Origin of the sequence: Rhodobacter sp. SGA-6-6 (assembly GCF_011043545.1) — a bacterium.
GTDB lineage: Bacteria > Pseudomonadota > Alphaproteobacteria > Rhodobacterales > Rhodobacteraceae > Pseudogemmobacter.
In genome coordinates this window covers 1-3,216 of record NZ_JAAKGP010000037.1, presented here as the reverse complement: position 1 = coordinate 3,216, position 3,216 = coordinate 1, and the positions used below count along the sequence as shown (strand labels likewise).

At 71.9% G+C, this 3,216-nt stretch carries 2 protein-coding genes and 1 pseudogene; all 3 read right to left on the bottom strand.

All coding sequences use genetic code 11. From position 1 onward, the window contains the following. The coding region (locus G5B31_RS21115; protein WP_205912053.1) for a VWA domain-containing protein at window positions 1–1,668 on the bottom strand (1,668 nt) is incomplete at its 3' end. Window positions 1,669–1,762: 94 nt separating this feature from the next. Next, a complete protein-coding gene (locus G5B31_RS20685; RefSeq protein ID WP_165020081.1) occupies window positions 1,763–2,737 on the bottom strand; it encodes an AraC family transcriptional regulator in 975 nt (324 codons plus the stop codon). A gap of 101 nt (window positions 2,738–2,838) precedes the next feature. Beyond that, window positions 2,839–3,216: pseudogene (locus tag G5B31_RS20680) on the bottom strand (hypothetical protein); the annotation flags it as partial.

Below are 3,216 nucleotides of genomic sequence, written 5' to 3'. Positions count from 1 at the left end.
GAGGCCGGTCGCTGCATCGGCGAAGGGAGTGCCTGTTTCGGCAGGCGGCAGGTCCTCGCCCATACCCTCGCTCTCGAAGCCGACGGGAATCTCGAAGGACTGCCCGGCTGCATCGGTCACGATGATCTCGGCGGCGAAATACATGCCGCTGGCCGCCAGCCCCTCGATCCGCCAGCGGCCCGGGAAGAGATCGGTCTCCCATGGGCCGGCGATGGCCTCCGGCATGGCCACGGCCTCGGGGGTCTCGGTGGAGGGGTCCAGCGGCGTGGCGCTCCAGGAGATCGGGTCGGTCTCATGCCCGGCCGGGGCGGCGATCCGCACCGGCAGCAGGTCCGCGGCCGGCCCGTCCGCCGCGGGCGCTTCCACCCCCACCGGCAGGGGCATGGCGAAGATGACGCGCCGGTCGGTGCTGCGGCCGAAGACGTAGCGCAATTCGTAGAGCCCCGGCTCGGCGGGAGCGGTCAGCGTGCCGGCCCCCTCGGGGCGGTCGCCCGGCTCGATGGTCTCGGCGACGTAGAACCAGGACAGGTCGCCCGAAGGGTCCGGGGTGCCCGGCGGCACGATGCCGACCCAGTCCTCGGCGCCCGCCGGGCCGAACCAGAGCACGGTGAACTCCTCGCCCGGCGCGACCGGGCCGGTCAGCGTCAGGCTGGCCGCCGCCTCGGCGCCGATGGCCACATAGGGCGAGATCAGCCCGACGACACCGGGCTTCATGCCCGAGACGAAACCGTCCGCGACCGGATAGACATTGGGCAGGAACTCGGTTCCCGGGCGGAAGGCGAAGCAGCGCGCATGATCGACGAAGAAGCTGCCCTTCGGCTCGTAGCGCCAGGAGCCGCAATCGCCGTCCGCCTCGCAGATCGCGCGGCAGTCCTCGGCGGTGCCTTCGGGGGGAAAGTCGAAGGCGGCGGGTTCGGGCAGGTCGGGGCCGAAGGCATAGCCGGTGGTGCCGATGGCGAAGCCTTCCATCCAGGGATCGCCGGGGAAGTGGCGGGTCTGCTCCTCGGGTTCCGGCTCGGGCGGCGGCTCGGGCGCGGGCATCGCGGCCCCGCCGACAGCCTGTTCCAGCGCCCCGGCCAGTTCCCCGGCATCCGAAGCCTCGATATAGCGGCCGCCGGTGTTCCCGGCGATGCAGGCGACCTCGGCCCCCTCGTCGCGGGTCAGGCCGAAGCCGATGACATGGGCGGTGAAATCGACACCCGAGGCTTCCAGCTCCGCTGCCAGTGCGCAGGGATCGGCCTCGCAGGTCTCGATCCCGTCGGTGACCAGCACCACGGTGGCCGGCTCCTCGGCGCTGCGCAGCGCCTCGGCGGCCTGGCGCACGGCCTCGGACAGCGGCGTCTTGCCCTGGAACCGCATGGCGTTGACGGCGTCGAGGATCGCCGCCCCGCTGCCGGCTGCCGGGGGCACCATCAACTCGATGTCCGCGCAATTGCCGCGCTCGCGGTGGCCGTAGGCCATCAGGCCCAGAACCCGGTCGGCGGGCATCCCTGCCAGCACGTCGGCCACCACTTCGCGCGCGATCTCCAGCTTGGTGCGCCCGTCGATCTGTCCCCACATCGAGCCGGAGCCGTCCATCACGATCATGGTCGTGGTCTCGGCCAGGACCGGAGGGGCGAGGCTGGCAGCCAGCAGCGCCGCAGACAGGCGGGGGGAGGGCGATGTCATCGAAATCTCCGCAACGGGACGGCCGGGCCGCATCCGGGCGATGATGCCGCGGCGGCTGCCCCTGCGTCTCGGGGCTGGCGGCACCGAATGCGGGTCAGGCGGAACCCGGGCCGTCCCGCAGCCGGCCGATGGCGAGGTTGCGGATACCGGTGGGCGTCCGGCCAAAGGCCTGCCGGAACCGCTGGTTGAACCACGACAGGTCGCCGAACCCCGTCTCGGCGGCGATGCGGCTGACCGGCACCCCGAACAGCGCCGGGTCCGACAGCCGGCCGTGCGCCAGCATCAGCCGCCGCCGCATCACATGGTCGGAGAAGGAGGTCCCCTCGTCGGCGAACAGGCCGCGCAGGTAGCGCGGCGAGATGCCGTGCCGCGCCGCGATCCAGCCGGGGGCGAGGTCCGGGCTGGTCAGGTTCCGCTCGATATCGGCGCGGATCGCCCGCAGCCGGGCCACCCGCGCGCCGCGGCCCCGGGCGATCTGCTCGGCATCGCGGTCCGCGCCGATGGCGAGCAGGACCAGATCCTGAAGATGCGCGCCGCACTGCTCCAGATCGGCGGCGGGCAGCAGGGCGGCCTCGGCATGGATGGCGCGGGCATAGCCCAGCATCAGCCGCCATTGCGGCGTCAGCGCGATCTGGCCGCGCAGGCCCAGCCTGTCGCCCGCCGGCCCCAGCAGCGCCCGCGGCAGCGACAGGTAGAAGGCATGGGCGCCCGCCCCCTCGAACCGGGCCACGCCCGGCTCTCCGGTCGGGTCGACATAGATCGAGCCCGCCCCGCAGGCCTGTTCGCTGCCGCCGCGCTGGCGGATGGTGAAGCCGCCGCTGAAGGGGATGTGCAGCAGAATGTTGTCGCCGGTGCCCGCCGCCAGCGCCATGGTCCGGCTGGTGACGCAAGCGGAATGGCGGGTGTTGGCGAAGACCGCCTGACCGATCAGCGCGATCTCGGTGCGCGAGGCGAAATCCTCGCCCGTCGGTGCGATCATCAGCTGGCAGACCTGGGCGCAGGCCGCCTCGAACTCGGCGACGCGGTGCTGCGGGTCGAGGGCGGTGGTGTCGAGCTTGAAATGGGGCATGGGGATATGCGGACAAGGGGGAATTCCCGAAGCCTTGCCGCCACGAAGGCGCCTGTCAACCTTGGAGAGAGAAAAGGGGGTAGTCGCCTATGAAGCCACGCCTAGGCGATATTCACCGGCACCCGATCCCGGGCCAGCCCCTGACTGATCAGCGACAACCCCTTGTCCCTCAACGCATAGGCTGCCGGGCGGCTGACGCCCCGCCCTGCGATAGCCTTGGAGAACGGTCGGCGATAGGCCCGGCAGGCGGCCCAGAGGCCGACCATGCGCGCCGAGCCTTGCAGGCCAGCGCCGACCAGATAGACGGCGGGCCATGTCAATGCGAATTCGTGGCGGCTGACCTGCCGGGCCGATAGCTGCACCCGCATCGGCGGCGCATCGGCGGGATCGTCGGCGCTCTCCCGGATGCCCCATCCCAATTCGAGGAACTGCTCATCGGTCAAGGCCACCCCCGGCAGGCGCATCCCGACCATGCCCGC

What these genes read in the sequence shown, in the direction of transcription:
- G5B31_RS20685 (WP_165020081.1), bottom strand. Translation starts at nt 2,737, where the DNA reads ATGCCCCATTTCAAGCTCGACACCACCGCCCTCGACCCGCAGCACCGC.